This is a genomic window from Sphingomonas sp. Marseille-Q8236 (assembly GCF_965112005.1).
The window spans coordinates 305109-329493 of sequence record NZ_CBCOPO010000002.1; the positions used below are offsets into that span (position 1 = coordinate 305109).

Here is a 24385-nt window from a genome sequence, read left to right on the forward strand (position 1 = left end):
ATCGGGGGATCATCACGTGCTTCGTCTGCTTTCCACTGCCCTGTTGTTCGCCGCCGCGCTTATGGCGACGGGCTCCGCGCGCGCTGCGGACTGTGTGCCGGGCGGCCCCTGTTCCACGCCTTTGCCCGTCCGCGTGGTCATCGTCACCATGTTCGAGATCGGCCAGGATAGCGGCGACGCCCCCGGCGAGTTCCAGTTGTGGAAGGAGCGGCGCAAGCTCGACATGCGCATCCCGTTTCCGCAGGGATTCCACGACCTCTATTACAATCCCGACAGTCGCATCCTGTCGATCGTCACCGGCGTGGGCAATATCAAGTCGGCAGCGGCGACGATGGCGGTCGGGCTCGACCCGCGGCTGGACCTGACCCATGCCTATTGGTTGGTGGCGGGTATCGCCGGGATCGATCCGCATGATGCGTCGATCGGTTCGGCGGCCTGGGCGCGTTACCTGGTGGACGGCGACCTGGCGCATGAGATTGACGCGCGCGAGATCCCGGCGGACTGGAAGACCGGTTACTTCCCCCGCCGCCGCAAAGGCCCCAATGATCCAGCGCCGCGGCCCGAGCCGTCGGGCGAGCTGTTCGAACTGAACGGGGCTTTGCGCGACTGGGCCTATGCGCTGACGAAGGACATGACCTTGCCCGACGATCCGGGCATCGCGGCCGAACGTCGGCGCTATACCGGCTTCCCCAATGCGCAGCGTCCGCCCTTCGTGCTGAAGGGGGATCAGCTTGCCGCGATGACGTTCTGGCACGGCGCGCGGCTGAATGATTGGGCCAATGGCTGGACGCGTTACTGGACCAGGGGCGAGGGCGAATATGTCACCTCCGCGATGGAGGAGACGGGTACGATGCAGGCGATCGAATATCTCGACCGCGCCGGCAAGGTCGACCGCGACCGCGTGATGGTACTGCGCGCGGGCAGCAATTACGACATGCCGCCACCGGGTGTCAGCGCTGCCGAAAATCTCCTGCGCGAGAACGAAGGCTATACCGGCATGACCGCCGCGCTGGAAAGCCTCTATGCGGTCGGGTCCCGCGTGGTCGACGAATTGCTCGTTCATTGGGACCGCTACGAACAGGCGCCACCGAAATAATTCAGGGCTGGGCCTGCCGCCATGTGCGGCACGGGCCGCGGCACAACCGAACCGATACGAACCTTGGGGGGATATATGCGTACTCTACTTTATACCGGCACCGCCGCGATCGCGATCATTGCCACGGCACTGCCCGCCGCGGCACAGGACGTCACATCGACCATCCGGGGGCAGGTGGTATCGGGCGGCGTCCCGGTGCGCGATGCGGAGATATTGGTGACGCACGTGCCGTCCGGCACGACGGCCACGACCCGCAGCAACACGGACGGGAATTTCAGCGCGGCCGGTCTGCGTGTCGGCGGTCCTTTCACCGTCCGCATCACCGCGCCGGGCTATGCGACCACGGTCATCACCGACGTCAATCTGACCGCTGGCCAACCGCTCAGCCTGCCGGTCGAGCTCGCGCCCGAGGGGGCCGAAGTCGTCGTGACCGCGCGGTCAGTGGGGGCGGTCGATACCGCAGGCGGTCCCGCGACCGTGCTCAACCGCCAGGCGATCGAGGGCGTTGCGTCGGTTCAGCGCGACATTCGCGACATCGTGCGCCGCGATCCCTTCGCCACGATCGACGCGGGCCGGACCTCGCGTGGCGTGTTGATCGCCGGGCAGAATGCGCGACTGAACAAGTTCTCGGTCGATGGCGTGCGCTTCTCGGACAATTTCGGTCTGAACGACGGCGGCTTGCCCACCGCACGCGGGCCGGTGCCGATCGACGCGATCGAGCAATTGTCGGTGAAGGTCGCCCCCTATGACATCCGCGAAGGCGATTTCCAGGGCGGCGCGATCAACGTCGTCCTGCGTTCGGGCACCAACGATCTGACCGGTTCGGCCTTCTATACCTATAGTTCGGATGGTCTGACGGGCAGCCGTACCCGCGTGGGCCCCGGCACGCCGAGCGGCCGGATCGCGCTGGACTTCGAGAGCCGCAACTATGGTGCGTTTCTGTCCGGGCCGATCATCAAGGACAAGTTGTTCTTCGCGCTGGCCTATGAATATCTCAAGGAGGATACGCCGATCCAGATCGGCACCGCCGGCTTCCCGACGGTCGTGCCCAACCTGACCGACGCACAGATCGCCGGGGTCACCAGCACCGCGAAGAGCGTCTATAATTACGATACGCTGGGCGTGCAGTCGACGCTGCTCGAAACCGACAAGAAATATACCGCCAAGCTCGACTGGAACGTCACGGATGGCCAGCGGCTGTCGGCGACCTATATCCGGAACGACAGCGCGCAGACCTCGACCGCGGGCTTTTCCAGCGCCGTCGCGGCCAGCCCGGCGCTGGGCCTGGGGTCGAACAACTATCGGCGGCCCGAAAAGGTCGATTCGATCGTCGTCCAGCTCAATTCAGACTGGAGCTCGCGCTTCCACACCGAATTGCGCGGCAATTTCCGCGCCTATGACCTGACGCCGGTGCCCTTCGGCGCCACTCCCTTTGCGCAGATGCAGGTCTGTCTCGATTCCGTGTCGGCGGGCAGCCTCGTCGCCTGTACCCAGGGTTCGACGGCGGCACCGGGTACCGCGAGGCTCTATTTCGGGCCGGACCAGTTCCGCCACTTCAACTATGTCCGCACGAAGCAATATGGCGGCGAAGCGGTCGCGCGTTTGGAGGCGGGCAACTTCACGATAAAGCTGGACGCCGGGTACCAGCATCTCGATGTCGCCAATGCCTTCACCCAGAATGCTTATGGCAATTTCTATTTCGACTCGCTGGCGGATTTCCAGAACCGGCGCGCCAGCCAGTTGACGCTGGGCGGATCGGTGACGGGCAACCTGATCGATACGCTGGCCAGCTTCGAATATGACCAATATACCTTTGGCGGACAGGCGTCTTGGGACCCGATGGCGAACCTGAACGTCACGGCGGGCGGTCGCATCGACCTGTATGGCGGGACCACGCCGCCGCCGCTGAACACGTTCTTCCTCTCGCGCTACAACTTCACCAATACCGCCACGACGAACGGTGGGTCGGTGTTCCAGCCGCGCCTGTCCTTCCGCTATGCACCGACCGACACGCTGCAGGTGCGCGGCGGCATCGGCCTGTTCGCGGGTGGTGCGCCGAACGTCTTCCTGGGCAACAGTTATTCGGTGTCGGGCGTCTTCGCCAATTCGGTGACGTTCGAACGCCTGGCGAGCGGTGGTTGCCGCGCGCCCGTCCCGGCAGACGTCTGCGCCGCGGCGCTCGACAATGTGAACGGCAGCAGTTTCAGTTCGCTGGTCACCGACTTCCTGCGGACCAACACGACCTCCCTGTCGCTCGCCAACGTCAATGCGCTCGATCGCAACTATAAGCTGGATTCGACGTGGAAGAGCAGCCTGTCGCTCGACTGGTCACCGACGTTCGAGGGCTTCCTGGGCAGCGGATGGACGCTGGGCGGCGACGTCTATTATGGCTGGGTCAACAACGCCTCGATCTATCGCGATCTCCGCCTCGCCGCGGCGGGAACGATGCCGGACGGCCGGACCCGCTATGTCTCGCTGACCGCGGGATCGAATACCGATCTGCTGCTGACCAATACAAAGCAGGGCTATAGCTTCGTCGCCGTCGCCCGGATCGACAAGGACTTCGATTCCGGCCTTTCGCTCGGCGCGGCCTATACGTGGCAGGACGTGAAGGATGTTTCCTCGATGAACGGCACGACCGCATCGGGGACCTATGGCCAGAATGCCATGGTCGATCCGAACATCGCGGCCTATGGCACCTCGATCTACCAGGTGCGCAACAGCATCAAGTTCCATATCGATTACGACCATGCCTTTTTCGGCGATTACAAGACGCGGATCAGCCTGTTCGGCGAGCATCGTTCGGGCCTTCCCTACAGCCTGACGATGAACGATCCGGCGCTTGTCAACGGCCACTCGATCTTCGGCACGGCGAGCAGTTCCAATCGCTATCTGCTCTATGTGCCCAACGTCTCCGCGATCGGGGCGGACTCGCGCGTCACCTATGACAGCCAGGCGACCTTCGACGCCTTCTCGGCCTTTGTTCGCGAGAATGGGCTGAAGCAGGGCGCGATCATGTCCAAGAACAGCCAGCGCGCGCCGACCTGGACGAAGATCGACCTTCACGCCGATCAGGAAGTGCCGCTGCCCCTGGGCGCGCGGTTCAAGATCTTCGCCGACATGGAAAACGTCCTGAACCTCATCAACCGCGATTGGGGCTCGTTGCGTCAGGTCGCCTTCCCCTATCTTGCGCCGGTCGTGAACGTCGCCTGTGCGGCCACCACCTCGGCGGGCTGCGCGCAGTATCGCTATTCGAACTTCTCAAACCCTGCGATCAACAATGTCGGCCGCGTGTCGCTGTGGAGCCTGCGGATCGGCGCGAAGGTCGAATTCTGAACGGCGCGGCGAACATCCGTTCGCCGAATGCCCTTGCCCCTCGAAGAGCCGACAGGACCCCGCGGGTTGGGATCACCCATCCGCGGGGCTATCTCTCACCCGGCGACTCTCCCGAGCGAGCTTAACTATTGGGGGAGGGGCCCGGCCGTTTCCGGATCGGCCATGTGCGCGGGAAAAACCGGGCCTAATTCGTCTCAGCGCAGGATGATGTCGGCACCATGTTTGTGCTCGCGGATTTCCGCCTCGGTCAGTCCGTCGATCTCGTGCGGGAAGATGAGCCAGTCATTGGTCTGATAGACGAAGAAATCGGGCTTCAGATCGGTCACGTTGCGTGACGGCTTGTAATAGACGGTCGCGACCTTCACCTCGTCCGGGATATTGTTCCGGCAACGATCCTTCAATTCCTTGAGCACCGCGCGGATGGATCGCCCCGAATCGAACACATCGTCGATCAGGAGCAGGCGGTCCTCCGGGTTGAGGACGTCGACCAGATAGCCGAGGCCATAGATCCGCACCTGCGGGTCCTGCTGGTCGATGCCGGTGTAGGAGGTGGTGCGGATCGCGATATGGTCGCTCTGCACCCCACGATATTCGAGCAGTTCCTGAACGGCGATCCCCACCGGCGCGCCGCCGCGCCAGATGCCGACGATATGGGTGGGGCGAAATCCCGAATCGAAGACCAGATTGGCGAGGCGGAAGGAGTCTTCGAGCAGACGGTCGGCGGACAGATAGAGTTTGGTAACCACGGAATTTCCATCATCATTGTTGTACGGATGGGCAGAGATACCCATGCTCGCGTCCCGCGATCATGTTGTACTCCTCCCGCCGGGAGAGCAATGGGCGCGTCGCATGTCGGCGCGACGACAGCCCTGGCAGGTCATGGGGCATTGTGTGCGAACGCCTCAAGCCGGGCGAGATGCGTCGCGATCGCGCCATCGTCCAGAAACGATCCCAGGAAGCTGTTGCGCGCCAGTGTCACCAGGTCCGCGCGCGACAGGTTTCGGGCCTTGGCGACGGCCCGGTAATTGTCGCCGACATAGCCGCCGAAATAGGCCGGGTCATCCGAGTTGATCGTCGCGCGCAGACCGAGCGCCAGCATCCGGTCGATGGGATGATCCGCCATATCCCCGACCACGCACAATTTATGGTTGGACAGCGGGCAGACGGTCAGTGTCATCGCTTCGCGCGCGAGGCGTGCGGTCAGAAGCGGATCTTCCAGCGCGCGATTGCCATGGTCGAGGCGGTCGATCCGCAACAGGTCGAGCGCCTCATGAACATAGGCCGGCGGACCTTCCTCCCCGGCATGGGCCACGCGCTTGAGCCCCGCATCCCCGGCGGCCGCGAAGACGCGGGCGAATTTCGAAGGAGGATGGCCGACCTCCGAGGAATCGAGGCCCACGCCATCGATCCGATCGAGCCATTTTTCCGCCTGGCCGAAGGTGGCGAAGGCGGCCTCTTCATCTAGGTGGCGCAGGAAGCACAGGATCAGCTTCGACGTCAGGCCATGCCGCTCCCGCGCGGCGGTCATCCCGGCCAGCAGTCCGTCCATCACCACGTCGAAGGGGATACCGCGATCGGTATGGGTCTGCGGATCGAAGAAGATCTCGGCGTGCACGACGCCATCCGCCGCCGCCCGATCGAAATAGGCGACCGATAGATCGTGGAAATCCTGTGCCGTCCGCAAGACGTCCGCACCCGCATAATAGATGTCGAGGAAATCCTGCAGTTTGGAAAAGGCATAGGCGGCCCGTACCTCTTCCACCGATCGGAACGGGATGTCGACCTTGTTCCGGCGCGCCAGTTCGAACATCAATTCGGGTTCGAGACTGCCTTCGATATGGAGATGCAATTCCGCTTTGGGCAAGGCGGTGATGAAGTCGTCGTCGGTCATGCGGGCAGGCTCCATCCGAAACAATCGGTAGCGTGATCGTCCCATCATGCGCAATCGATGACGCCTGCGATAGCCTCGGCGTGCGAATTCCGGCGTGGTTCGGGGGAAGGGGACACCACGGCGACAAGCGATGCCTTTTCTCGATCGCTCCGTTCCAGATTCGGCGCTGGTGGCGGCAGGGGCGATGTCGATACCATGGCGATCATCATCCAGCGGACATACGGAGACCCAAGCCATGCAATCGGCGACATCGGAGTTGCCCCTGGCAGGACAGGGTCTGGCGGAGGAGGGCGCGTCCCATCCGTCCGTCGCAACGGCAGGGGGCCGGGCCGATGACGGCGTTGATGCGATCCTGCCCGCACGACGGCTGGTGCCGCTGGCGTTCCAGCATGTGCTGGTCATGTATGCCGGGGCGGTAGCGGTGCCGCTCGTGGTCGGGCGTGCGCTCGGCCTGGCGCCCGCGCAATTGGGCATGTTGATCAGCGCCGACCTGGTTGCCTGCGGTTTCGCCACGTTGATCCAGACGCTCGGGCTGCCGTTGGTCGGTATCCGCCTGCCGATCGTGATGGGCGTGACTTTCGCCTCGATCAGCCCGATGCTGGCGATGATCGCCACTGGCCATGCCGATGGCACGCCGCCCGAGACGGTCTTGCGGGGCATATATGGCGCGGTCATCGTCGCGGGGCTGTTCGGCTTCCTGATCGCGCCGTTCGTCGGGCGGGTGTCGCGGCTTTTCCCGCCTGCCGTGACCGGGACGGTGATCCTGTCCATCGGGTTGAGCCTGATGCGGGTCGGTATCAACTGGACCGCGGGCGGACAGCCGACCGATCCGGGATATGGCGCGCCGGCCCATCTGTTGCTGGCGCTGCTGACCCTGTGCGTCGTGTTGTGCCTGATGCGGTTCGGCCATGGTCTTGTGCGCAGCGGCGCGGTGCTGATCGGCACGGTCGCGGGGACCGTCATTGCCGGGATCATGGGGCAGGTGGACCTGACGCCGGTGCACGAGGCGCCATGGTTCGCGCTGGTGCGGCCGTTCCAGTTCGGCCTGCCGACCTTCGACCTGCCCGCCTCGATCGCGATGTGCCTGGTCATGATGACGGTGATGATCGAATCGTTCGGCATGTTCATGGCGGCGGGGCAGATGGTCGGCCGGCCGGTCGACCGTGCACAGATGGTGCGTGGGCTGCGCGGCGATGCGGCCGGAACGCTGCTGGGCGGCGTATTCAATACCTTTCCCTATACTTCTTTCGCGCAGAATATCGGGTTGTTGAGCATCACCGGCGTCCGTTCGCGCTTCGTATGCGCAGGGGCGGGCGTGATCCTGCTGACGCTCGGCGTCTGTCCGAAGCTGGCGGCGCTCGTCGCGGCAGTGCCCCTCCCGGTATTGGGCGGCGCGGCCCTGGTCATGTTTGGGATGATCGCGGCGACCGGCATCCGCATCCTGGGTTCGGTCGAGCTGACCTTCGAGCGGTTGGTGACGATCGCGGTGTCGATCGCCGTCGGACTGATCCCGGTGCTGTCCGACCGGTTCTTCCAGGCGATGCCGACGGCGCTCGCCCCGTTGCTGCATTCGGGCATCGTGCTGGCGTCGGTCAGTGCGGTCGGGCTGAACGCGTTCTTCAGCGCGCGGACCAGCACCGACGACCCGATGGCCTAACCCGCGCGAAGCCGCTCGATCGAACGGCGGGCGTCGGCCAGGATGGTGGCCTGGCACGTGCTGACCAGCGCGCCGCCGCTGACGATGGCCCGCCCCTCGACGAACAGGTCGCGCACACCGGCGGGCGGGCAGAGTATCAGTCCTGCCACCGGGTCCCAGGCGCCGGTATTGGCGCTCCCGGCCACGTCCCATACCGCCAGATCGGCGCGGCGGCCGACCATCAGGGCTCCGCAATCATGCCGTCCCAGCATCTCCGCGCCGCCTCGCGTCGCCAGCCGGAGAGCAGCGCGCGGCGACAAGGCTCCCGCGCCGCCGGTGACGCGTTGCAGGAGCAAGGCCTGTCGTGCTTCGTTCAACAGGTGGCCACTGTCGTTCGACGCCGAGCCGTCCACCCCGAGCCCGAGCGGCACACCGGCCGCCAGCATCCGGACGACCGGCGCGATACCGGAGCCCAGGCGGCAGTTGGAGCAGGCGCAATGCGCGACCCCGGTGCCGGTCGCGGCGAACAGCGCGATCTCGTCGGCGTCCAGCTTGACCGCATGCGCCATCCACACGTCCGGCCCCGTCCAGCCGAGCCGTTCGGCATAGACACCGGGCCGACAGCCGAAGCGTGCGAGCGAGAAGGCGACATCGTCTTCGTCCTCGGCCAGATGCGTGTGGAGCATCACCCCCTTGTCGCGGGCGAGCAGCGCCGCGTCGCGCATCAGGCCTTCGCTGACCGAAAAGGGCGAGCAGGGAGCGACGCCGACGCGAACCATCGCGCCGGGGGCGGAATCGTGGAACCGGTCTATCACCCGGATGGTGTCGGCCAGGATCGCGGGTTCGCGCTCGACCAGTGTATCGGGGGGCAGGCCGCCCGCGCTTTCGCCCACGCTCATGCTGCCGCGCGTCGGGTGGAAGCGCAGGCCGATCTCCGCGGCGGCCGCGATCGTGTCGTCCAGTGTGACGCCGTTCGGATAGAGGTACAAATGGTCGGTGCTGAGCGTGCAGCCGGAGAGCGCCAGTTCGGCCAGGCCCAGCCGCGTGGCGGCATGGACGTCGTCGGGCCGATAGCGGGCCCAGATCGGATAAAGCCGCTTCAGCCAATTGAATAGCGAGGCATCGATCGCCCCCGGCACCGCGCGCGTCAGCGACTGGTACAGATGATGGTGGGTGTTGACCAAGCCCGGGGTGACGACGCAATCGCGCGCGTCGATGGTCCGGTCGGCCGCTCGCCGCAGTGGGGCGAGCGCATCGGTCGTGCCGATCTCGGTGATAACGCCGTCGCGCCACGCGATCGCGCCGTCGGCGATCTCCCGCTCGTCATCGTCCATCGTGACGAGCATGGCGGCCGAGTGCAGGACGGTCAGCGTCATTGGGGCGGCGTCTGGCCGTAGCGATCCCAATGGGCGAGTAGTTCCGTCACCACCCGGTCGCCGACGCGGTACAGGCTTTCGACCGACGCGGTCAGACCGGCATAGCCCTCATTCTCGCGCAGCAGATAGTCGGCCGCGCTGACGCCGGGGGGCGGCATGGTATAGTTGCTGCCCGAACGCAGGACGAGAACGCGATCCTTGTCGACGCGGCCGATCTTCGACAGATAGTCGATCGCCTGGAGCGTCCCGCTTTCTTCCATCGCGCTGGTGACGAACTGTCCCTGCCCCCGCGTGAAATAACGGGTGTGATCGTTGGCCCAGCGGTTGAGCAGTGCCCCATGCCAGAAGGTCATGGCCGAGAATTGGTCGCCGATCAGGACGAAGGGCGGCTTTTGCGCATTGGGATGATCGGTGTAGCGCGCACGTTCGCGGGCGATGCCCGGATCGTCGGACAGTGGCACGTCGCGGGTCAGGCGGTACGCCCATTCCGTCAGCCGGGGATTGAGCGTGAACACCTCGCCGCCGTCCTGGCGGGGCGGGGCGGGATCGTTCGGCCCCTTGCGGTCGAGCGGGAAATAGCCGCTCTTCCAGTCGGCGGGGATTTCGCGCGCATCGATCTCATGCGCCAGATCGCCGTCGACGACATAGCGGGCCCAGGCCGCCGAGCCGATCGAGGCATCCTCGGGATCGATCCCGGCGATGCCCGCGACCAGCCAATAGGCGCGCGACAGGTCGAGCCGGGTGTCTAGGCCGATTGCAGTGATTGCAGAGGCGGCCCGTATCGATCCGACGCCGGTGACGACCCCAAGGATCTGCGTTTCCGGGTTGTAATAAAGGTCGTGATAGCCGTGCGGGAAGGGGATGCGCTGGTAGAGGTTGCGCCGTGTCTTCCATAGCTGGAACTCGCCGGCGGTATCGCCCTCGTCCTTGCCGATCTCGAACATGGTGACGACGACCATTCGCACCGGCAACGGGCGGGCGCAGGGCGCGGCGATCGCGCAAAGGGCGGGCGGCGTGGCCGGGGCGGGGGCGGCGGTGACGGACGCGGCGGCTGCGAGCAGCAGGCCGGGGAGAAAAGCGGGCATGATCGATACTCCGGCCGGGCGGGGAGGCGGCCGTCCGCTCCCCCGCCCAGACCATTAGAATTTGTAGACGGCAGAGGCGAGGAAGCTGCGCGGACGTTCGGGCAGGACGATGGTGCTGCCGAACAATTCCGTGAAGTTCGCGCGGAAGTAGCGAGCGTTGGTCGCGTTCTTGACGACCACGCGGAACAGCCACGGGCCGGTCTGATACGAACTCGACAGATCGACCAGCGTATAGCCGGGCAGCCGCACCGCTTGCGACTGGCCCGAAAAGACCGAGTCCACCTTCACCACGCTGCCGCTGACCGACAGGCCGTTGTCGAAGCCATAGGTGGCGGTGGCGGAATAGAGATTGGCGGGGATGCCTGCGCGGCGGGCCTGGTCGCGGTTGTTGATCGGCACCAGGCCGATCGGCTGCCCGCCCAGATACAGCGTCGGGTTGGAGACGTTGACCAGATCCTCGATGCCGAAGAAGCTGAACAGCGAGCCGGCTTGCAGGCCGGTCAGGTTGACGACTTCCGTATGGGTATAGGCGCCGGTCACGAGTAGATGACGGTCGACCGCCCAGCGGACTTCGGCCTCCACCCCCTTTGTCTCGACCGCCTGGTTGACGGTGATCGACTGGATGTTGAAGTCGGTGCGATTCTGCTTGTAGACCGAAAGCGCGGCATAGAGCTTCTCGTTCAGCCAGCTTCCCTTAACGCCGCCCTCATACAGGCGGGAGGTCGACATGAAGCCGGACGCCACCGCTTCGGGCAGGACCTCGGCGCCCTGGCCGACGACGATCGTCGATTGCTGCGACGCGGTGGCATAGGGGATGAGGCCGAAGGGCAGCTTGTACGACGCGCTGGCGGTCCACGACCAGCCATCGTCGCTGCCTTTTGCAGCATTCCGGGTCGGCACCCGGTCCATCACACTTGCATCATAGCGCGACGATGCATCGACCTTGTCATAGCGGCCGCCCAGCAACAGATCGAGCCCGAAGCTGAAGTCGAGATCGACCAGCGCCGCAATGCCATAGTCCGTGGTGTGGCCGAAGACGCGATCGGTGTAACCGCAATTGCACTCGGTCGCGAGCAGCCGGTTCGACGCGGGGGTATAGCCTTGGGTCAGGTCGACCCGGTGGAAATATTCATAGTCGAAATCGTCGCCATAGTCGAAATTGACGTAGCGGAGCGACGGCGAGAGCTGTCCCGAAAATTTGCCGATGCTCGTTTCGATCGCCTTTGCGACGACGATCTTGTCCTCGATCACATAGGATTTGACGCGCTGCGAGAATCCGTAATCATTGTTGTTGATGTTCTGCGTATGATCGAAGAACAATTGGTTCTTGACGGTCAGGTCGCTGGGGCCATCGAAGGTGATGTCGTAATAGAGCGTCGTCTGTTTGTTGTGCAGCTTGTCGTTGACGCCGGTCAGCACGTCGCGGCGGCTGAGCGTGGTGGTACCGGTGTTGACGAGGTTGAGCTGCGGATAGGTCTGGGTGAAGCAGGCGTCGGTAAAACCGCTCGCGAACGGGCTGGCCGAGCTGTTGGGGCAGGCGAAATTGCCGAAGATTGAAAGGCCGCCGGGGATCGATGCGTTGACCTCGCCCTGCGAGATCTGGCCATCGCCATTGGTGTCGAGCGGCTTGGCGGTGCCGGTGATGTAGGTGCCGTTATCGACCAGCTTCTGCGTCAGGCGGTTCCAGCCACCATTCTGCTGGCCTTTGAAATTCTGGTACTGGCCGCCGAATTCGATGCGGATGCGGTCGGTCAACTGGTGGTCGAACGCGCCTTGCAGGATCGTCTGCTTCGTCGACATGTTGCGGTAATAGCTGCCCGAATCCTCGATTTCGGCATAAAGGCTGTAGCCGAGATCGGCGCCCGGCAGGTGCAGCGGCCCGCGCACTTCGGCGCGCAGGTTGTTGCGGTCCCAACTGCCCCCGGTATAGCTCACCTCGCCGGTCGGACGGCTCAGCAGCGCGCCGCCCGCGACCCGCGCCGATTTGGGAACGAAGTTCAGATAGCCGCCGGTCTTGGACGGGCCATAGATGGGCGAGGCTGGGCCGCGGACGATGTCGATGCGATCGGCCGCGGCGATGGGCGTCGGATAATTGCCCGCATTGTCGAGCCGACGGACACCGCGAAAATAGGTCTCGCCCGGCGTACCGCGAATGTCGAGTGCGCCGCCGACACCGAAGAAGGAGTTGGTGAAGGTGCCGGGCGACTGGGCGACCAGATCGTAGATGTCGGTGATACCGAAGCGCTCGATCTGCTCGTCGCTGATCGTCGAGGCGGAGCGCGGGGTTTCGACCAAGGTCTTGTCGAACCCGAAGACGGAGCCGACGTCCTTGACCGGTAGCGCGTCAAGAGAGCCGGTGACCACGATCTCCGCGCCGTCCTGCGCCGGAGCCTGATTGGAGGCGACAGGTGCCGCCGCCCCGGCCTGCTGCGCAAGCGCGGGCGTGGTCATCGCCGTCCCGCTAAGCAGTGAAATGAGAACTGCGAGGCCAGTGCGGCGCACCGGCTTCGGCTTGTGCGAAATGGTCGATCGCGAGCAAGTATGCGTCATCATTGTCAGCCCCCCGTGCGGCGCCCGATCCGTTCCCCCGGACCGGTCCGCCGCCTTGATCCCCGACCTCTCCCCCGTGACCGCGTCGGTGCATGCCCGCCGCCGTCACGCAGGCCGTTCTGCGCGGCTATCGCTGGTAGCCACGTTACAATTCCGGCTTGGCGATTGACGTACGGAGCCCGATCGTTGCATTCAAACGCAATGATGACGACGATCCGTTGCAAAAATTAGAACATGCCTGCTCTCTCGCGCTTCATTCGATATTTCATGGCGGTAGGGCGGCTCGGGTCGATCCGGCGGGCCGCCGATGAACTGGCGGTGTCGGCATCGGCGATCGACCGGCAGATCCTGAATGCCGAGGCGCGGCTGGGCGTTCAGCTCTTCGAGCGGCTGCCGACCGGGCTGCGCCTGACGGCGGCGGGCGAAGTGATGATGGCGGCGGGCGGACGCTGGCAGAAGCAGCTTGGCGACACCCTGTCCCAGATCGAGGATCTGCGCGGGCTGAAACGCGGCCATGTCGACATCGCCGTGATCGACGCGCTCGCGAAGGGCTATATGCCCGCGGCGATCCATGCGATCCAGCAAAGCCATCCCGGCATCACCATCGGCGTGCACGTGCTGGGCAACGAGCAGGTCCGGCGGGCGATCGCCGCCAACGACGTCGATTTCGGTATCCTGTTCGAACCGCAATCCTATCAGGATTTGACGGTCCGGGCCTTTGTCGACGTGGTGCTGGGCATCGTTTCGCCACCCGATCATCGGCTGTCGGGCAGGCCGGATATTCGCTTCTCCGATTGCGACGGGGAGTCGGTCATCCTTCCGGCCGCGCCGCTGGCGGTGCACCAGCAGGTCTCGGTGCTGGAGGCGACCTCGGGTGTCACGCTCAACCGGCGCGTGACGTCGGATAATATCCAGATGATCGCCTCGCTGATTCAGGAGGGGGATAGTGTCGGCATTTTGACGTCGCTCGACGTGGCGACTGAGGTTCGCGCCGGCACGCTCGCCTTCACCCGCATCTCCGACAAGGTGCTGCGGCCTATGACGCTGGCCTTGTGTACCGCGACCGCCCGCACGCCCTCCTATGCCGCGGCCATGGTGATGCGCGAAATCGAAGCGGGCTTTACCCAGTTCGCCTATATCCCGCCCCGGGCCTAGCGGCGGGCGGGGCGGGCCAGCAGGCGCAGCATCAGCGCCTCCAGTTTCGTGGGGTCGATCGTGCGGATCACCTCTGCGCTCTGTTCGCCGATCCCCGGCTGATAGCCCGGGCTCCACGACAGCATGTCGCCATAATTGGGTCCGAACTGCGTGTCGTAATCGACAAAGGCGGTAACGCGCTCGGTGACGATCGTCGGATCGAGCCACACCCCCGCGGCGATCTCGTCCCACATCGGAAAGCCGGGTTCCAGCGAGCCGATCCATGCGGCAACGGCGGGGGGCGACACCGCCCGCAGCCGCGCGATCAGTGCGGGCGTCAATTCGGTCGAGGTCGAGGGATCGGCCGGGATGACCGTGATGCGCCGCCACGGGCTGCGGGACACGATGCTCGCCGCCTCGGGATCGAACCGCGCATTGAACTCGCGGCGGGGGGAGTGGACGAATTCGCGGGCGAACTGCGCGGCCGACACGCCATCCCGCATCTGCCGGGGATTGAGGCTGCCGCCCATATAGACCAGTTCCTTGGCGAGGCCGGCGAAAGCGGGATCGAGCCGCTGCGCCAGCGCAAGGTTGGTCAGCGGCCCCATGGCGATGATCGTCACCTGTCCCGGATGTTCGTGCACCATGCGCAACAGGAAATTGGCGGCGATTTCGGGTGACGGGCGGGTGGTGGGATTGCCGCCGGGCAGATCGACGGGATCGTCCGCGCGATGATAGGGCGGGGTGCTCTGCTGGGTCGGTTCGACCCATTGCCGCATCCACGCGCCCTTCCAGATCAGCTTGCCGTACAGGGCTTCCCAGCGTTCGGTCAGCACCTCCGAATTGACCAGCGGATAGGTCGCGCCCTGGACGACGGGTACGGTCCGGCCTATCCGCTCGACGCCCTTGAGCGCCATGGCGGTGGCCCGGTTGACCCAGACATTGCCGGTCACCGTGGTGATGCCGAGCACCTCGACATCGGGAGCGTCGAGCAGCATCGCATGGCTGAGCCCGAAGCCCTCGTCGTCGATGACGACCAGCCGGCGCCTATCCTGCGCCTGCGCGGGCATCGCCGCCACCAGCAGGGCGATCAGGCCCCATAACAAAGTCCGCATCAACCTTCCCCCCGATCCCAGGCGCATTCGCCCATCACATAAGTCCGCCGCACGGTGCGGTCGTCGCCCAGCACCTGCATCGCGAACAGCCGCGCCGCCAGATCCGCCCCGGCGGTCCGCCTCGCCAGCAGCGGCGTCGCCGCTTCGTCGAGTAAGACGAAATCGGCTTCCTGTCCGGGCAGTAGCGTACCGACCCGGTCGCCGATATTGAGCAGCGCCGCGCTGCCCGCCGTCGCGAGATAGAGCGCGCGGAACGGATCGAGCCGCAACTCCCGTGCGAGCGCCGCCTGATAGGCGACCCCGGCGGTGTGCAGCATCGAGAAGGACGTGCCCGCGCCGATGTCGCTGCCCAGACCCAGCCGCAGCTTGTGGGCATCGGCCTGCCCGAAATCGAAGAAGCCCGACCCCAGGAAGAGATTGGAGGTCGGGCAGACCGCGATCCCCGCTCCGGTTTCCGCGAGCCGCGCGCAGCTTCGGTCGGTCAGATGAATGCCATGCGCGAACACCGATCGCGGACCGACCAGCCCGAACCGATCATAGACGTCGAGATAGTCGTGCGCGTGCGGGAAACGCTCGGCGACGGCGGCGCATTCGTGGCGGTTCTCGGCCAAGTGCGTATGCAGCAGCACGTCGGGGTTCGCCTCGAGCAAGGCCGCGGCCTGCACGAGCTGTTCGTCGGACGAGGTCAGCGCGAAACGCGGCGTCACCGCATAGCCCAGCCGTCCGCGCCCACGCCATCGGCGGATCAGCGTCTCGCTGTCCGCGCGGGCGCTCTCGGGCGTGTCCCGCAGGCCTTCGGGACCGAGGTCCATCAGCACCTTCCCCGACAGGATCCGCATCCGCCGGTCGAGCGCCGAGTGGAACAGCGCGTCAACCGATCCGGGGTGGACGGTCGGGAAGACCAGGGCGCTGGTCGTGCCGTGGCGGAGCAGCTCGGTCAGGAAGGCATCGGCGACGGCGGCGGCATGGGCCGGATCGGCAAAGGCTTTCTCGGCCGGGAAGATATGGCGTTCGAGCCAGTCGAGCAGCTGTTCGCCATGCGAGGCGATGCGGTCCATCTGCGGATAATGGACATGCGCATCGACGAAGCCGGGGACGACGAGGCCGGAGAGCTGTTCGATAGGCAGACCGGGAAAGCGCGGAGCGAGCTCTGCATGATCGCCCCGTGCGACGATTATGCCATCCTCGACCGCGAGCAGCCCGTCGGGTTCATGCCGGATCGCGCCGGGATCGTCGCGAGGGTCGGAGGACACCGAAAGGAGTTCGGCGCGAAAGAGTCGTAGGGTCATGGACATTCTATCTTGGCAGGGGCTTCGGCGTCGTTGCCGAGCGCGAGAAGCTGGGCGAGGACCGACAGCGCGATCACCTCCGGTTCCTTGCCGGGGATCGCCGCCAACCCGATGGGGCAGGTGAGGCGCGTGCGCGCCTCGCTCGATACGCCGTCGCGCGTCAGGCGGGCGAGGAAGCGGGCGCGTTTCGTTGCCGAGCCGATCAGCCCGACAAAGGCGAGCGGTGATCGAGTCAGCGCCGCCTGGGTAAGCCGATAGTCGAGACCATGGTCATGCGTCAGGATCAGGATCGCGGCGTCGGCTGGCGCATCGGCAAGACAGGCGGGCAGGCGATCGTCATCGACGATCGTCACCCCTTCGACGTCGGCCATCACCGGGCGGCTGTCGAACCATGCGAGCCGCAGCGGCAGTCCAGTGGTCCGGCGGGCGATCGCCTGCCCGACATGGCCGGCACCGAACAAATAGACCGGTCGTTGCCATTGACCGAGCCGTTCGGCCCATTGCGCGCCCATGCCGGGACGTTCGCCGCGCGCCGATAGCGGGACGATCTTCGCCTCCTGCGACCATTCACGCACGATGCCGGTCGGATGGAGCGTGGTGGTCAGCGTCGCGCCGGTCGTCGCCGAGCCGATCCAGCCAAGTGCGGCAGGATCGATCCGCTCGATCAGCAGGCGTACCCGGCCGCCGCAGCATTGGCCGAGCAGCGGCCCGAGCGGGTAATCCTGGATCCGCCAGGTGCCGGGCGGATGGGCCAGGATCGCACGCGCCTGTTCGATTGCCCGATGTTCCAGGGCACCGCCGCCGATCGTGTCGAAGCATGCGTCTTCGGCGACCACCATCCGCGTGCCTGGCCCACGCGGCGCCGATCCTTCGGTGGCGAGGACCGTGATCAATGCGACCGGCTCTTCGGGCCCGACGGCGCGCAACCGCTCCATCCATGCACTATTCATGCGCGATGCGCGGCGATCGCGCGCAGGATCGCCTCCGGCGTGGCGGGGGCGTCGAGCGGAGGGAAGGCGCGCCGTTCGGCATGGGTGGCGGCGATCGCCTCGCCCAGCGCCGACAGGACGCACTGGGCCAGCATGAACGGCGGCTCGCCGACCGCTTTCGAACGGTTGATGGTCGGCTCAACATTCTCGCCGTTCCACAGCGCGATCGACAGGCGCGGCGGGCGATCGGCGGCAGTCGGGATCTTGTAGGTGGCGGGCGAATGGGTCAGCAGTCGGCCGTCCTCGGCGAAGACCAGTTCCTCGGTGGTCAGCCAGCCTTGGCCTTGCAAAAACCCGCCCTCGATCTGGCCCAGGTCGATCCCTGGGTTGAGCGAGCGGCCGACGTCATGCAGGATGTCGACGGCGAGGACGCGGTGTTCGCCGGTCAGCGTGTCGATCACCACCTCGGCACACGCCGCGCCATAGGCAAAATAATAGAAGGGGCGGCCGCGATGCGCCGCGCGGTCATAGGCGATGCCGGGCGTCGCGTAGAAGCCGGTCGAGGACAGCGACACGCGCGCCAGATGCGCCTTGCGGCACAGGGTGGCGAAGGGGATGGTCTCCTCGCCGGCTACGACCCCGGTAGGCGTGAAGCGCACTGCATCCGCCGCGCACCCGCCGATCGACGCGGCCACGCCCGCCAGTCGCTCGCGGATCGCGCGCGCCGCTTCGAACGCCGCCATGCCGTTCAGGTCGGCGCCGGAGGAGGCCGCGGTGGCGGAGGTGTTGGGCACCTTGTCGGTGCGCGTCGCGGTGATGCGCACCTGCGTCACCGGTATGGCGAAGACGTCCGCCACGACCTGCGCGACCTTGATAAAGAGGCCCTGGCCCATCTCGGTGCCGCCATGGTTCACCTGGATACTGCCATCGGCATAGACGTTCACCAGCGCACCCGCCTGGTTGAGATGGGTGGTGGTGAAGCTAATCCCGAACTTCACCGGGGTCAGCGCAATGCCCTTTTTCAACACGGCGTGGCGGGCGTTGAAGTCGCGGATGGCGGCGCGCCGGGTGTCATAGTCGCTGTCGCTGCGCAACCGGGCGATCAGCGCGGGCGCGATATTGTCGGCGACCGTCATGCCATAGGGCGTCACGTCGCGCCCCGGCCCGTAGAGATTGGCGATGCGCACATCGAGCGGGTCGCGGCCGAGCGCGGCGGCGACCACGTCGATCACCCGCTCGATCGCCAGCATCCCCTGCGGCCCGCCAAAGCCGCGAAAGGCGGTGGCGGAGACGGTGTGGGTCTTCAACCGTTCGGAGACGATCTCGACGGCGGGCAGCCAATAGCAATTGTCCGCATGGAACATCGCGCGGTCGTTGATGGCGGGCGACAGGTCGACTGTCGCCCCGCACCGCGACGCCAGCTTAAGTGATAGCCCGACGATCCGACCCTCGTCGTCGAAGCCGACGTCGTAGGCGACCTCGAAATCGTGGCGCTTGCCGGTCAGCACCATGTCGTCGTCGCGATCGCAGCGGAACTTGGCAGGCCGGCCCGTCTTGGCCGCGACCAGAGCGGCGGCGGCGGCGAAGGGGGCCGCCTGCGTCTCCTTGCCGCCGAACGCGCCGCCCATGCGACGGACCTCGACCGTGACATCGGCGGATGCGATGCCCAGCAGGTCGGCGACCAGATGCTGCACCTCGCTGGGGTGCTGGGTGGAACTGGCGATATGAACCTGGCCATCCTCGCCGGGATGGGCGAGCGCGACTTGCCCCTCCAGATAGAAATGATCCTGGCCGCCCATCGCAAACCCGCCGGACCGACGATGCGGCGCGGTGTCGAGCGCGGCGGCGGCATCGCCGCGCGCCATGCGCTGGGTCGGCTCGATCAGCGAGGCGGCGGTGCGGGCGTCGGTGATCGACAGCAGCGCGGGGCGGGGGGCATAGTCGATCCGTCCCAGCCGCGCCGCCCGCCGCGCCGCGTCCCGGCTGGTCGCGGCGACGAGGAAGACCGGCTGACCGCGATACAGGACCTCGCCATCGGCGAGCAGCCGGTCGTCATGCGCGACCGGGCTGACGTCGTTATGCCCCGGAATATCGGCGGCGGTGAACACCGCCACGACCCCCGGTGCGGCGCGCACCGCCGACAGGTCGATGGCGACGATTTCGGCATGGGTCTCGCTCGCCTGACCGAAGGCGAGGTGAAGCAGGTCGGCGGTCTCGGGTTCGTCGTCGATATAGCGTGCCGCGCCGGTAACGTGCAGAAGCGCGCTGTCATGCGGCAGCGAGGGTTTCACGATCGGCTGGGCGGCGGTGGTCGCAACGGGATCTGCCATTAGACCGCCTCCCGGACTGAAACCGGTTCGCCCTGTTCGCGGTGCCACAGCCGCCACAGCAGATTGCCCGCCGCCTCGTGCCGATAGGCCGTGCTGCCGCGCACGTCGGTCAGCGGCGCGAAGTCGTCTTGCAGCGCGGCGACGGCGTGGGTGATCGTCGCTGGTGAGAATGGCGCGCCGGTTAGCGCCGCTTCGCAGGCCGGGGCACGGCGCGGCGTCGCCGCCATGCCGCCGAACGCGACCCGTGCCTTATCGATGATGCCGTCCCGCAGCGTCAGGTGGAACGCGCCGCACACGGCGGAGATGTCGCTGTCGAACCGGCGTGACAGCTTGGCGATGTGGACGATGGCGTCGGGGGCGGGGCGGGGGATATGGATGCTCTCGACGAACTCGCTTGGCGCGCGATTCTGTTTGCCATAGTCGAGGAAATAATCCTCAAGGGCCAGCGTGCGGCGGTCATCGCCGCGGCGCAGGGTCAGCGAGGCGCCCAGCGCGATCAGCGCGGGCGGCCCGTCGCCGATCGGCGATCCGTTGGCGATGTTGCCGCCGATGGTGCCCGCATTGCGAACCTGCAGCCCGCCGATACGCCGCACCAGCTCGCCCAGATCAGGGTGCAGCCGCATGAGCGCATCATGCGCCTCGGCATAGCGGACCGCTGCGCCCAGCGTGACCCCGAAGGCCTCCTCTACGATCCCGCGCAGTTCGGGAACGTCCCCGATAAAGATCGGCGTGTCGATCGCGCGAAGCCCCTTCGTCACCCACAGCCCGACATCGGTGGCCCCGGCGATCAGCCGTGCATCGGGACGTTCGAGCAGCAGCGCGGCCAGTTCGTCGGCCGATCGCGGCGCGAACCATGTTTGACGCTCGTCAGCAGCGCCGCGCGGAGTTAGGTCGCGCAGCGTAGCAGCCAGCCGCCGGTCGTCGCGCTCGATCCCCGGCACCGCCTCCGCGGCGGCGAGGATCGGGCCATAGCCGGTGCACCGGCACAGATTGCCCGCGATCACATCGGCCACCGGCAGGGCATGTCCCGCCGCCCCCACCGCGCGGCCATAGAGCGACATGACGAAGCCCGGCGTGCAGAAACCGCATTGCGAACTGCCGTTGCGCGCCATGCACGACTGGAGCGCCGTCGGCGCTTCGCCGCACGACAGGCTTTCCACGGTCAGCACCGCCTTGCCGTCGATCATCGGCAGGAACAGGATGCAGGCATTGACCGCGCGCCAGGCGATACCCTCTCCGGCGGGCTCGCCGACGAGCACGGTGCAGGCGCCGCAATCCCCCTCCGCGCAGCCTTCCTTGGTGCCGGTGCGGCGCAGGCGATAGCGGAGATGGTCGAGCAGCGTCGCCGTCGGTTCGGCATCGGCGATCTCCACGATCGCGTCGTCCAGGAGGAAGCGGATCGTCATCGCCTTACGCCGTGCCCATCCAGGCAAAGCGGGCGACGAACAGCGCTGCCAGAAGGAACAGGAACCAGTCGGCGCGGGTCGCCTGTCCGCGCATCGCCTTCAATATGGCATGGGCGGTGATGCCGAACGCCAGTCCGTTGGCGATCGAGAAGGTCAGCGGGATCATCGCCACCGTCAGGAACGCCGGGATCGCCGCCAGCGGATCGTCCCACTTCACCTCGACCAGCGGCAGCAGCATCAGCCCGCCGACGACGATCAGCGCCGGCGCGGTGGCGGCCAGCGGCACCAGTTGCGCATAGGGGGCGGCGAACATCATCAGCAGGAACAACAGGCCGGTGACGACGGCGGTCAGACCGGTGCGCCCGCCCGCCTGCACCCCCGCCGCGCTTTCGACATAGCTGGTGACGGTGCTGGTGCCTGCCACCGCCCCGACCATCGTCGCCACCGCATCGGTCAGCAGGATACGGTTCAACCGGGGAATGCGGCCCGCCGCGTCGATCAGCCCCGCGCGCTTCGTCACGGCGACCAGTGTCCCGATATTGTCGAACAGATCGACGAACAGGAAGACGAACAGGATCTCGCACAGGCCCAGCCCATGCCGCCCGCCCGCCCCGAACACGCCGGGCAGGTCGACGCGGAACGCGGTCTCGGTCAACATGGTCAGGCTATAGGGCACGGGCTTCACCGTGACCTGCCCGGTCATCCATGCGACGAGGGTGGTGGCGACGATGCCGATCAGCATCGCGCCGCGCACATTCCAGATGCTCAGCACCGCGATCAGCAACAGGCCGAGCAGCGCCAGCGCCGCGCCGGGCTGCGTCAACGGGCCGAGCGCGACCAGCGTCGCGGGGCTGGCGACGACGATCCCGGCGTTCCTCAAGCCGATGAAACCGATGAACAGGCCGATCCCGCCCGCCACCGCCGCGAACAGATGCGACGGGATGACCGAGACGATCAGTTGCCGTACGCCCGTCAGGGTCAGGATCAGGAAACAGAAGCCGGAGATCAGCACGCAGCCCAGCGCGACCGGCCAGGGAATGCCCATCTGCTGGACGACGGTGAAACTGAAATAGGCGTTCAGGCCCATGCCGGGCGCGAGCGCCAGCGGCACGTTGGCGACCATACCCATCAGGATCGAGGCGAAGGCGGCGGCGAAACAGGTGGCGGCGGCAACGGCCGCGACCGGCATCCCGGCCTGTCCCAGGATCGCCGGGTTGACCAGCACGATATAGGCCATGGTCAGGAAGGTGGTGGTGCCAGCCAGTATCTCGGTCCGCACCGACGTGCCGCGTTCGGCCAATTGGAAACGGCGCTCCAGCGCGGTCGTTGCCGGTTGTTCCTGTATTGCCGTATCTATCATTCCGCCCTCCGGACACCGCCCTGTGGCCCTCATGCCAGCGGGGAGCCGCTCGATCTACATCATTCAATCGCATTCATCGTTGCAAAAATGAGCGCACCCCTTTGCGGGGTGCGGCAGGGCGATCGGCCATATGGGCGCACTTTTTCCGGCAACGCGACGTGCCGGATATTGCGATGGGCGAGCCGCAGCATGGCCGATAGACAGGCCGGCAGGGGGCCTGCGCCATGTTTCGCGGGCATCATAAGGGGAAAAGCGGATGACGACCCGTTGCAAGAACGGTAGCAGACGCGCGCGCTCCGGCGCGGTGAAAACGACGATGTTGGTGTTCGTGGCGGCGATGCTCGGTGGCGCAACCGCCCCGCGCGGGACGATGACGCCCGAGGCGCGGACGGCGGCATATCTTGACAGCATCGCCGACAGTCCGCCGCAGCTTCGCATCTTTCTGCAAACCATGCCCAAGGGCGGTGACCTGCATAATCATGCCGGTGGCGCGATCTATGCGGAGGACATGCTGGCATGGGCGGCGGCGGACGGGCTGTGTCTGTCGACGGATACGGCGCGGTTGGCGCCACCGCCCTGCGATGCGCCCGGCCGGGTTGCGGCGGCGGATCTGGTTCGCGACTATCCTCGCTATGCCGCCTTTATCGACGGCTTCTCCACGCGGGGTTTCGAAGCCGGGATCGGCGATCCGCGCGTGTCGGGCTATGACCGTTTCTTCTCGACCTTCGATGCGTTCTGGCCGATTGCCGCGCGCCATGGGGGCAAGGTGATCGCGCTTGCCCGTCAACAGGCCGCGGCCGATGGCGTATCCTATGCCGAACTGAGTGGCGGTTCGGCGGCGACGCAGCCCTTGCTGGCGAAGGTCGGCGATGGCGACGTAGGGGACCTGGCTGCACTCTACGCCAGGGTCGCCCCCGAACTGCCCGGCGCGGTCCAGGCGACGCGGACGCAATATGACGCCTACGAAGCCGAGATGGCGCGGATCGACGGGTGCGGCACACCCAGTCCGAAGCCCGCCTGCGCGACCGAGATCCGGTATCAATATGCCGCCATTCGCACCCGGCCGCCGGCACAGGTGTTCGCCGAACTCGCTTTGGGGTTCGCGCTGGTTCAGGCCGATCCGCGCTTCGTGGCGGTCAATATCGTCGCGCCCGAACATAATCCGATCGCGCTGCGGGATTATGCCCTGCATATGAGGATGCTGCGCTTTCTGAAGGAGCGCTATCCCACGGTCCCCCTTTCCCTGCACGCGGGCGAATTGACGCTGGGGCTGGTGCCGCCGCGCGAACTGGCCTTTCATATCCACGACGCGGTGACGGTCGCGGGGGCGCGGCGGATCGGCCATGGTATCGACATTCCCTATGAAACCGATGCCCGCGCGCTGCTCGCCCGCATGGCGCGCGACCGGGTGGCGGTGGAGATCAACCTGACCAGCAACGCCGTGATCCTGGGCGTCAAGGGACGCGACCACCCCTTGTCCCTCTATCGTCAGGCGGGCGTGCCGGTGGTCCTGTCGACCGACGACGAGGGTGTCTCGCGCAGCGACATGACCAACGAATATCTGCGCGGGGTGACCGAGCAGAAGCTGCGCTACCTCGATCTCAAGCAGATGGCGCGCGATTCGCTGCACTATTCCTTCCTGCCGGGCGAGAGCCTTTGGCAGGACCGCGCTGGGGGGCCACGCGTCCCGGCCTGTCGTGTCCTTGACGCGGAGGCGTGCCGTACCTTCACCGCGAACCATGTGAAGGCGCGCATGGAGGCGCGCCTCGAACGCGATTTCGACCATTTCGAACGTCAGGCAATCCACTGATCCCCATATGCCCAAAGCGAGCGAAAAATGTGGGCGCTGAAA

16 protein-coding genes are annotated in these 24385 nt (G+C 66.2%); 5 read left to right on the top strand and 11 right to left on the bottom strand.

Annotation, left to right across the window (positions count from 1 at the left end; genetic code table 11):
- Positions 1-16 precede the first annotated feature (16 nt).
- A complete protein-coding gene (locus ACWPWT_RS13825; protein ID WP_454280147.1) occupies positions 17-1096 on the top strand; it encodes a purine nucleoside permease in 1080 nt (359 codons plus the stop codon).
- Positions 1097-1171: 75 nt separating this feature from the next.
- The gene (locus ACWPWT_RS13830; RefSeq protein ID WP_454280148.1) at positions 1172-4432 is read left to right on the top strand and encodes a TonB-dependent receptor; all 3261 of its coding nucleotides are present in this window, start codon (positions 1172-1174) and stop codon (positions 4430-4432) included.
- Positions 4433-4626: 194 nt separating this feature from the next.
- Here the strand turns inward: ACWPWT_RS13830 and ACWPWT_RS13835 are convergent, their stop codons facing one another.
- A complete protein-coding gene (locus tag ACWPWT_RS13835; protein WP_261270526.1) occupies positions 4627-5178 on the bottom strand; it encodes a phosphoribosyltransferase in 552 nt (183 codons plus the stop codon).
- Between the two features lie 131 nt (positions 5179-5309).
- Positions 5310-6323 (bottom strand): adenosine deaminase, encoded by a 1014-nt coding sequence (locus tag ACWPWT_RS13840; RefSeq protein WP_454280149.1) that lies wholly within the window; start codon positions 6321-6323, stop codon positions 5310-5312.
- 235 nt (positions 6324-6558) lie between these two features.
- On the opposite strand from ACWPWT_RS13840, the gene ACWPWT_RS13845 reads away from it, so the two are divergent.
- Positions 6559-7980, top strand: a complete 1422-nt coding sequence (locus ACWPWT_RS13845; protein ID WP_454280150.1) for a nucleobase:cation symporter-2 family protein — start codon at positions 6559-6561, stop codon at positions 7978-7980.
- Here the strand turns inward: ACWPWT_RS13845 and ACWPWT_RS13850 are convergent.
- Genes ACWPWT_RS13850 through ACWPWT_RS13860 form a run of 3 tightly spaced genes read right to left on the bottom strand, consistent with a single transcriptional unit; the run spans position 7977 to position 12871 of the window.
- The gene (locus ACWPWT_RS13850) at positions 7977-9335 is read right to left on the bottom strand and encodes an 8-oxoguanine deaminase (RefSeq protein WP_454280151.1); all 1359 of its coding nucleotides are present in this window, start codon (positions 9333-9335) and stop codon (positions 7977-7979) included. The genes ACWPWT_RS13845 and ACWPWT_RS13850 overlap by 4 nt on opposite strands.
- Positions 9332-10420: a purine nucleoside permease gene (locus ACWPWT_RS13855; RefSeq protein ID WP_454280152.1), complete on the bottom strand. Its 1089-nt coding sequence runs from the start codon at positions 10418-10420 to the stop codon at positions 9332-9334. Before ACWPWT_RS13855 ends, ACWPWT_RS13850 begins: the two co-directional genes overlap by 4 nt.
- A gap of 54 nt (positions 10421-10474) precedes the next feature.
- Positions 10475-12871 carry a TonB-dependent siderophore receptor gene (locus ACWPWT_RS13860; protein WP_454280153.1) on the bottom strand — a complete coding sequence of 799 codons (2397 nt, stop codon included), beginning with the start codon at positions 12869-12871 and terminating at the stop codon, positions 10475-10477.
- Between the two features lie 333 nt (positions 12872-13204).
- On the opposite strand from ACWPWT_RS13860, the gene ACWPWT_RS13865 reads away from it, so the two are divergent.
- Positions 13205-14125: a LysR family transcriptional regulator gene (locus ACWPWT_RS13865; protein WP_454280154.1), complete on the top strand. Its 921-nt coding sequence runs from the start codon at positions 13205-13207 to the stop codon at positions 14123-14125.
- Here the strand turns inward: ACWPWT_RS13865 and ACWPWT_RS13870 are convergent.
- The 6 genes from ACWPWT_RS13870 to ACWPWT_RS13895 are packed head-to-tail and all read right to left on the bottom strand — an operon-like array spanning position 14122 to position 22533.
- Complete coding sequence (locus ACWPWT_RS13870) at positions 14122-15219, bottom strand: nucleoside hydrolase (protein ID WP_454280155.1); 1098 nt, start codon at positions 15217-15219, stop codon at positions 14122-14124. The two genes, ACWPWT_RS13865 and ACWPWT_RS13870, sit on opposite strands and share 4 nt — an antisense overlap.
- Positions 15219-16508 carry a guanine deaminase gene (guaD, locus tag ACWPWT_RS13875; RefSeq protein ID WP_454280156.1) on the bottom strand — a complete coding sequence of 430 codons (1290 nt, stop codon included), beginning with the start codon at positions 16506-16508 and terminating at the stop codon, positions 15219-15221. Before guaD ends, ACWPWT_RS13870 begins: the two co-directional genes overlap by 1 nt.
- Positions 16505-17458, bottom strand: coding sequence for a xanthine dehydrogenase accessory protein XdhC (gene xdhC / locus ACWPWT_RS13880; protein WP_454280157.1), 954 nt, complete (start codon positions 17456-17458; stop codon positions 16505-16507). Before xdhC ends, guaD begins: the two co-directional genes overlap by 4 nt.
- Positions 17455-19767 (bottom strand): xanthine dehydrogenase molybdopterin binding subunit, encoded by a 2313-nt coding sequence (gene xdhB / locus ACWPWT_RS13885; RefSeq protein WP_454280158.1) that lies wholly within the window; start codon positions 19765-19767, stop codon positions 17455-17457. Before xdhB ends, xdhC begins: the two co-directional genes overlap by 4 nt.
- Positions 19767-21173 carry a xanthine dehydrogenase small subunit gene (gene xdhA, locus ACWPWT_RS13890; protein ID WP_454280159.1) on the bottom strand — a complete coding sequence of 469 codons (1407 nt, stop codon included), beginning with the start codon at positions 21171-21173 and terminating at the stop codon, positions 19767-19769. The genes xdhB and xdhA overlap by 1 nt, the downstream gene beginning before the upstream one ends.
- A gap of 4 nt (positions 21174-21177) precedes the next feature.
- Complete coding sequence (locus ACWPWT_RS13895; RefSeq protein WP_454280160.1) at positions 21178-22533, bottom strand: NCS2 family permease; 1356 nt, start codon at positions 22531-22533, stop codon at positions 21178-21180.
- Positions 22534-22849: 316 nt separating this feature from the next.
- Here ACWPWT_RS13895 and ACWPWT_RS13900 point away from each other — a divergent pair, with 316 nt between their 5' ends.
- Positions 22850-24343, top strand: coding sequence for an adenosine deaminase family protein (locus tag ACWPWT_RS13900; protein ID WP_454280161.1), 1494 nt, complete (start codon positions 22850-22852; stop codon positions 24341-24343).
- Positions 24344-24385 lie beyond the last annotated feature (42 nt).

Excerpts from the sequence above, each read along its gene's own strand:
- ACWPWT_RS13830 (WP_454280148.1), top strand. The coding sequence starts at position 1,172 with ATGCGTACTCTACTTTATACCGGCACCGCCGCGATCGCGATCATTGCC.
- ACWPWT_RS13840 (WP_454280149.1), bottom strand. The coding sequence starts at position 6,323 with ATGACCGACGACGACTTCATCACCGCCTTGCCCAAAGCGGAATTGCAT.
- ACWPWT_RS13845 (WP_454280150.1), top strand. The coding sequence starts at position 6,559 with ATGCAATCGGCGACATCGGAGTTGCCCCTGGCAGGACAGGGTCTGGCG.
- ACWPWT_RS13850 (WP_454280151.1), bottom strand. The coding sequence starts at position 9,335 with ATGACGCTGACCGTCCTGCACTCGGCCGCCATGCTCGTCACGATGGAC.
- ACWPWT_RS13855 (WP_454280152.1), bottom strand. The coding sequence starts at position 10,420 with ATGCCCGCTTTTCTCCCCGGCCTGCTGCTCGCAGCCGCCGCGTCCGTC.
- ACWPWT_RS13860 (WP_454280153.1), bottom strand. The coding sequence starts at position 12,871 with ATGACCACGCCCGCGCTTGCGCAGCAGGCCGGGGCGGCGGCACCTGTC.
- ACWPWT_RS13865 (WP_454280154.1), top strand. The coding sequence starts at position 13,205 with ATGCCTGCTCTCTCGCGCTTCATTCGATATTTCATGGCGGTAGGGCGG.
- ACWPWT_RS13870 (WP_454280155.1), bottom strand. The coding sequence starts at position 15,219 with ATGCGGACTTTGTTATGGGGCCTGATCGCCCTGCTGGTGGCGGCGATG.
- guaD (WP_454280156.1), bottom strand. The coding sequence starts at position 16,508 with ATGACCCTACGACTCTTTCGCGCCGAACTCCTTTCGGTGTCCTCCGAC.
- xdhC (WP_454280157.1), bottom strand. The coding sequence starts at position 17,458 with ATGAATAGTGCATGGATGGAGCGGTTGCGCGCCGTCGGGCCCGAAGAG.
- xdhB (WP_454280158.1), bottom strand. The coding sequence starts at position 19,767 with ATGGCAGATCCCGTTGCGACCACCGCCGCCCAGCCGATCGTGAAACCC.
- xdhA (WP_454280159.1), bottom strand. The coding sequence starts at position 21,173 with ATGACGATCCGCTTCCTCCTGGACGACGCGATCGTGGAGATCGCCGAT.
- ACWPWT_RS13895 (WP_454280160.1), bottom strand. The coding sequence starts at position 22,533 with ATGATAGATACGGCAATACAGGAACAACCGGCAACGACCGCGCTGGAG.
- ACWPWT_RS13900 (WP_454280161.1), top strand. The coding sequence starts at position 22,850 with ATGTTGGTGTTCGTGGCGGCGATGCTCGGTGGCGCAACCGCCCCGCGC.